Here is a 6,583-nt window from a genome sequence, read left to right on the forward strand (position 1 = left end):
CTTGATCGTCAGGAACGCTACTCGCCAGGCGGCCGGCCCGGTCCGACACCCGGGGACTGTCGATCCCTGGACAAGACGACCCTGGGTGGCGGTCGGCGACCGGTCCACGCTTGGCCGTGACCGATGACGGACACCACCGACCTGGGAGTTGTTGTGCTCGATCTGACCGTTCCGGACCTGACTGGAAAGCTCGCTGTCGTGACCGGCGGCAGCGACGGACTGGGCCTCGGCCTGGCCACCCGGCTGGCGCGTGCCGGCGCTGAGGTGGTGCTGCCGGTCCGCAACCCGGCCAAGGGGGCCGCCGCGCTGGAGACCGTCCGGGCCGCCGCGCCGGGTGCCGTCGTCTCGACCCGGGAGCTGGACCTCGCCTCGTTGGACTCGGTGGCCGCGCTTGCCGACACGCTGCTCGGCGAGGGCCGACCGATCCACATCATGATCAACAATGCGGGCGTGATGACACCTCCCACCCGGCACGCCACCGCCGAGGGCTTCGAGCTGCAACTCGGTACCAACCACCTCGGCCACTTCGCGCTGAACGGGCGGCTGCTGCCGCTGCTGCGGGCCGGCCGCGCCCGGGTCACCACCATGTCGAGCAGCGCCGCCCGTTCCGGCCGGCTCGACTGGGACGACCTGCAGAGCACCCGCCGGTACGCGGCGATCCGGGCGTACAACACCTCCAAGCTGGCCACCCTGCACTTCGGGCTGGAACTCGACAGGCGCAGTCGGGCCGGCGGCTGGGGCATCGTCAGCAACGTCGCCCATCCGGGCACCACCATGACCAATCTCTACGCGTCCGGCCCCAACCTGGGCCGCAACCGACCCTCGGCGCACCACGCGGTGCTGAGCCGACTGGCCCGCTGGGGCATCCTGGTGCACTCGGTGGACGCCGGGCTGCTCCCCGCCCTCTACGCGGCCACGAGCCCGCAGGCGCGGGGCGGCCGGTTCTACGGCCCGGACGGGCTGGGGCAGTTCACCGGCAAACCGACAGAGCTGGCCGTCTACCGCTCGGCGCGCAGCACCGAGGACGCCGCCCGGCTGTGGACCGTCTCCGAGCGGCTGGTGGGCGTCGAGTACCCGGGCAACTGACCGGCGTACGCTCGCGCCGGCGGTCAGGCCCGGACGAAGCGCACCGCGTCGGCGACCACGTGGCCGTCGGTGTCCTCGGTGCGGATCAGCACGCTCCCGCCGCTGCCCGCCGTGAACGGGTAGGTCCCCAACGGCACCCACTGGCCGCCGGCCTGCCGCTGGTCCACAGTGCGGGTGACCAGCCCACCGGAGTGTTCGATGTCCACCGGCACGTTCGTCGCCCGGTTCGGGTTGGCGGTCCAGCGCAACTGCACAGTCCAGGACCCGGAGGCCGGCAGCGTCGGGCGGAACCGCAGCCGGTTGACGCCCTTGGCGGTGTTGCCGTCGTGCTCGTAGTCCGGGCCGTAGAAACCGCCGACACTTGTGCTGCGCAGCCACGTCCCGGCCCGGGTGATCCCGTTGGCCGCCGCGTTGTCCAGGATCACCTCGTCGGTCGAGCCCCACTCCAGGACTGCGCCGTCCTGCCGCAACCGGGTCTGGAGGGTGGGCACGGGCACCTCCTGCACGGGGAGGTTCCCGGCGAGGGCCAGCGACGCCGCGGTGGCCGCCGCCTGCCCGAGGATCATGAACACCGGTTCCATCCGGATCGAGCCGTACGCGATGTGGCTCGACGAGAGGCAGACCGGCACCAGCAGGTTGGCGCACTGCGCCTGGTGCGGCACGATCGCCCGGTAGCTCACCGGGTAGGGGGCCGGCACACCGATCTGCACGTCCCCCTCGTTGCGCACCCGACCGTCGACCACCACCCGCTGGCAGTTGTGCGAGTCCATCGTGTAGCTGGCCAGGCCCACCGAGTCGGTGGCGCGTACCCGGCCCCGGCAGTCGGCCTCGGTCACCACGTAAGCGGAGACCATCCGGCGGGCCTCCCGGATGTAGAGCAGCGGCGGCCAGCCGCCGGTGCCGGTGAACTCGTCGACCGGCAGCCCCCACCTGGCGGTCGAGTCGCGGACCGACGCCGGCAGCCGGGGGTCGTTGGACAGGAACCACATCAGCCCCTGCTGGTAGGTGCGGTGCTCGGCGATGATGCTCTCCCGCGCCGCCCAGCTCGCCGTCGGGTACGCGTGGTTGAAGCCGATGTGGTCGGTGGAGACCGCGCCGTTGTTGTTGGAGTCGGTCTTGCCGCCGCCGACCGAGTGGGTGGTGAAGTACGGCCCGGTGTAACCGGCCTGGATGTGGCGCAGCAGCAGCTCGTACCGGATCGGGTCGTAACCGGAGGGCTTGCCGAACGGGATCCGGTTGGCCGCCTGGGTCAGGCACATCCGGAAGCAGTACGCCTGGATCCGGTCGTCGGCGCTGCCGCGTGGGGCCAGCGGCGTGGCGGAGATGCCCGGCAACAGGCCGCTGGCGGGCGAGCCGGCCGTCACGTACGGGTCGACCGGGTAGGCGAACTGGTGGGTGTTGCCGGACTGCACCCCGTTGATCGTCTCGCCGTACGTGTCGTTGGACTCCCGCCCGACGGTGAACCCCACCCCGGCCATGGCCAGCAGGTCACCCTCGTAGGTGGCGTCGACGAACACCCCACCCCGGTAGATCGACCCGTCCTCGGTGCGCAACTCGGTGATCCGATTGCCGCTGCGGCCGACGCCGCTCAGCCGGGCGTCGATGATCACCGGCACGCCCGCCTCGGCCAGCAGGTCGGCGAAGACGTCGGCGGCGACGTGCGGTTCGAAGGTCATCCGTAGCGGCGAGGTCGGCGTGAGGGTTCCGCCGTGGTACTTCACGTACACCCGGCGGTAGAACTCGGCGGCGAGCCCGCCGATGGACGCCTGGACGCCGGTGTCGGTGGCGCCCAGCCCGGCGGTGCTCAGCCCGCCGACGTGGCCGGTGGGCTCCACCACCACCGCGGTGCGGCCGAGCCGGCGCATGGTGATCGCGGCGGCCAACCCACCGGAGGTGGCGCCGTAGACGACCAGGTCGGCGGTGGTGACGGCGGCGCGGGCGGGGCCGGCCCGGAACGGGTCGTTGAGGCCGGCCAGGACGAGGCCGGCGCCGCCGGCGGTCAGCAGCCGACGACGGGACAGGGGCAGGGACACGGCGGGCTCCCGAGGGGTAACCGGAAAGGGACGGTTACAGAAGCACGCCGCTGCCACTGCAGACAGAAATTCTTCAATCTCTGCCGGCGGGTGTCAACGGGTCAGGGGCGGTAGCGGTAGCCCATTCCCGGCTCGGTGATGAGGTGGCGGGGGCGGGCCGGGTCGTCCTCCAGCTTGCGCCGCAACTGGGCCAGGTACTGCCGCAGGTAGTTGGTCTCGTTCTGGTATTCCGGCCCCCACACGTCCTGGAGGAGCTGACGCTGGCTGACCAGCTTGCCGGGGTGGCGCAGCAGTTTCTCCAGCACGCTCCACTGGATGGGGGTCAGCTTGACCTCGGTGCCGTCGTCGCGCCGGACGCTGTGGTCGGCCAGGTCGACGGTGTGCTGGCCGATCCGCAGCGCCGGCACCGCCTCGCTGGGGCCGCCGAGGCGGCGGGTCACCGCGCGGATGCGGGCCAGCAGCTCCTCCACCCCGAACGGTTTGGTGACGTAGTCGTCGGCACCGGCGTCGAGCGCGGCGACCTTGTCCTCACTGCCGGCCCGGCCGGAGAGCACGATGATCGGCACGCTGGTCCAGCCGCGCAGGCCGCGGATCACCTCCACCCCGTCGATGTCGGGCAGGCCCAGGTCAAGCACCACCAGGTCGGGCGGGTGGCTGGCGGCGGCCTTCAGCGCGGCGGCCCCGGTGTCGGCGACGTCCACGTCGTACCGGCGGGCACGCAGGTTGATCCGTAGGGCGCGCAGGATCTGCGGTTCGTCGTCGACGACCAGGATGCGGGTCATTCCTGCGGCCCCTCCGAGCTGGTCTGCGCGGCGGCCGGCAGCCGCAACACCATGGTGAGCCCACCGCCGGGGGTGGTCTCCGGGGTGATGCTGCCACCCATCGCCTCGGCCAACCCCCGGGACAGGGCGAGCCCGAGACCGACACCGGTCTGGTTGTCCCGGTCACCGAGGCGTTGGAACGGCAGGAAGACGTGCTCCCACTGGTCCTCCGGGATGCCCGGCCCCCGGTCGATCACCCGCAGCTCCACCTGGCCGGCGTGCGCGCTGGCGGTGATGGTGGGCGGCTGGTCGGGCGGGCTGTAGCGCAGCGCGTTGGCGACGATGTTGACGAGCACCCGTTCCAGCAGGCCCGGGTCGGCGGTGGCGGCCGGCAGGTCGGCCGGGATGTCCGTGCCGACGGTCGCGGCCGCCGGGCCAAGTTCGTCCAACGCCAGGGGTACGGCGTCCTCCAGGCCGATCGCGGTGGCCGTGATGCCGAGGACGCCGGCCTGGAGTCGGCTCATGTCCAGCAGGTTGCCGACCAGCCGGGCGAGCCGGTCGAGCGACTCCTCGGCGGTCTCCAGCAACTCCTCGCGGTCGGACTCGTCGAATTCGATGTCGTGGCTGCGCAGGCTCGTCACGGCGGCCTTCGCCGACGCCAGTGGCGTACGCAGGTCGTGGCTGACCGCGGCGAGCAGCGCGGTGCGCATCCGGTCCGCGGCCGCGAGGGGCCGGGCGGTGGCGGCCTCCTCGGCGAGTCGTTCCTGGCGCAGCGCGACGGCGGCCTGCGCGGCGAACGCCTCGACGATCCGCCGGTCGGCGGCCTCCAGCCGCCGGCCGCTGAGCACGACGGTGATCCGCTCGTCGACCGGCACCGCCGTCTCACCGCCGTCGGGAGTGCAGGCCGGCTGCTCACCGACGCTGGCCACCACACACCAGGCGCGCTCCTCGCGGGCCCGATCCGGACGCCCACCTGCCTCCTCGGCCAGCTCCAACACACTCACGGCGCGCAGCCCGAACGTTTCGCGGAGCTGGTCCAGCAGGGCGGGCAGGGGGCGCTCGCCGCGCAGCACGCCACCGGCGACGGCGGCGAGGGTCTGCGCGTCGGCGGCGGCCCGCGCGGCCTCCCGGGTGCGACGGGCGGCCACGTCCACGATCCAGCTCACCGCCAACGCCACACCGACGAAGACGGCCAAAGCGAGCAGGTTGTCGGCCTCGGCGATGGTCAGCGTCCGGTACGGCGGGGTGAAGAACCAGTTGAGCAGCAGCGACCCGCCGAGCGCGGCGACCAGCGCCGGCCACACCCCGCCGACAAGCGCGACCCCGACGACCCCGGCGAGGAACAGCAGGATGTCGTTGGTCAGCGTCAGGTCGGGCAGGGCCTTCAGCAGCACTGTGAGCAGCGGCATGCCCAGCACGGCCAGGCCGAAGCCGAGCAGCCGTCGACGCCGGGACAGCGCCGCCGGCACGGCCGCCGCCCGACGTCCCTTGCCGGCCTGCTTGTGGGTGACCAGGTGCACGTCGATCGAGCCGGAGAGCGCGGTGGTGGTGACCCCGACCCCCCGGGCGAAGATCTGCGCGAGGCGACCGCGCCGGCTCGCGCCGAGCACCAACTGGGTGGCGTTCACGCCCTGGGCGAAGTCGAGCAGCGCGGCCGGCACGTCGGTGCCGAGCACCTGGTGGTAGGTGCCGCCCAGGCTCTCCACGAGGACCCGCTGGCGGGCGAGCTGGGCCGGGTCCGCGCCGGCCAGGCCGTCGCTGCGGGCCACATGCACGGCGAGCAGGTCGGCGCCCTTGCTGCGGGCCGCGACCCGGGCCGCCCGGCGGATCAGCGTCTCGCCCTCCGGGCCGCCGGTCAACGCGACCACGACCCGTTCCCGGGCCTCCCAGGTGGCGGCGATGCCCTGCTGGCTGCGGTAGCGGTCGAGCTGCTCGTCGACCTTGTCGGCCAGCCAGAGCAGCGCAAGCTCGCGCAGCGCGGTGAGGTTGCCGACCCGGAAGTAGTTGCCCAGCGCGGCGTCGATCTTGTCGGGTCGGTAGATGTTGCCGTGCGCCATCCGCCGGCGCAGCGCCTCGGGGGTCATGTCGACAAGCTCGACCTGTTCGGCGGCGCGGACGATCTCGTCCGGCACGGTCTCCCGTTGGGTGGTGCCGGTGATCTGGGCGACGACGTCGTTCACCGACTCCAGGTGCTGCACGTTGACCGTGGACAGCACGTCGATCCCCGCGTCGAGCAGCTCCTGGACGTCCTGCCAGCGCTTGTCGTGCCGGGAACCGGGCACGTTCGTGTGCGCCAACTCGTCGACGATCGCGATCTCGGGCCGGCGGGCCAGCACCGCGTCCAGGTCCATCTCGGTGAACTCCGCGCCGCGGTAGTCCATGGTGCGGCGGGGCACCTGTTCCAGGTCGCCGAGCATCGCTGCGGTGTGCTGGCGGCCGTGGGTCTCCACGAAGCCGATCACCACGTCGGTGCCCCGGGCGGCCCGCCGCTGGGCCTCCTCCAACATGGCGTACGTCTTGCCGACGCCGGGGGCGGCCCCGAGATAGATGCGCAGTTCTCCGCGTGGCACGGGGACCATCCTCCCTGGTCAGGTCGGCGGGCGGGGCCGTGCCGGTCGACGCCACCGATGAGGCCGGTCTGCGACTTGAAATCGAAGGACTGACGCAACGTGCTGCTCGGCTTGAGCTTGCTGAGGTCGATCT

At 72.5% G+C, this 6,583-nt stretch carries 4 protein-coding genes; 1 reads left to right on the plus strand and 3 read right to left on the minus strand.

Annotation, left to right across the window (positions count from 1 at the left end; all coding sequences use genetic code 11):
- Positions 1-123: 123 nt before the first annotated feature.
- The gene (locus AB0F61_RS11375; protein ID WP_357807108.1) at positions 124-1,086 is read left to right on the plus strand and encodes an SDR family oxidoreductase; all 963 of its coding nucleotides are present in this window, start codon (positions 124-126) and stop codon (positions 1,084-1,086) included.
- A 23-nt stretch (positions 1,087-1,109) separates the two neighbouring features.
- On the opposite strand, the gene AB0F61_RS11380 is transcribed toward AB0F61_RS11375, so the two are convergent.
- The 3 genes from AB0F61_RS11380 to AB0F61_RS11390 form a co-directional block, all read right to left on the minus strand.
- Positions 1,110-3,119 carry an FAD-dependent oxidoreductase gene (locus tag AB0F61_RS11380; RefSeq protein WP_357807110.1) on the minus strand — a complete coding sequence of 670 codons (2,010 nt, stop codon included), beginning with the start codon at positions 3,117-3,119 and terminating at the stop codon, positions 1,110-1,112.
- A gap of 101 nt (positions 3,120-3,220) precedes the next feature.
- Positions 3,221-3,901, minus strand: a complete 681-nt coding sequence (locus AB0F61_RS11385) for a response regulator (RefSeq protein WP_357807113.1) — start codon at positions 3,899-3,901, stop codon at positions 3,221-3,223.
- On the minus strand, positions 3,898-6,450 hold the full coding sequence (locus tag AB0F61_RS11390) for a DUF4118 domain-containing protein (RefSeq protein WP_357807116.1): 2,553 nt from the start codon (positions 6,448-6,450) through the stop codon (positions 3,898-3,900). The genes AB0F61_RS11385 and AB0F61_RS11390 overlap by 4 nt, the downstream gene beginning before the upstream one ends.
- Between the last annotated feature and the right edge of the window lie 133 nt (positions 6,451-6,583).

It is taken from the genome of Micromonospora sp. NPDC023888 (genome assembly GCF_040639415.1).
Taxonomy (GTDB): domain Bacteria; phylum Actinomycetota; class Actinomycetes; order Mycobacteriales; family Micromonosporaceae; genus Micromonospora.

Bases quoted from the DNA above. Each gene is read 5' to 3' on its own strand.
- AB0F61_RS11375 (WP_357807108.1), top strand. From the start codon at position 124: ATGACGGACACCACCGACCTGGGAGTTGTTGTGCTCGATCTGACCGTT.
- AB0F61_RS11385 (WP_357807113.1), bottom strand. From the start codon at position 3,901: ATGACCCGCATCCTGGTCGTCGACGACGAACCGCAGATCCTGCGCGCC.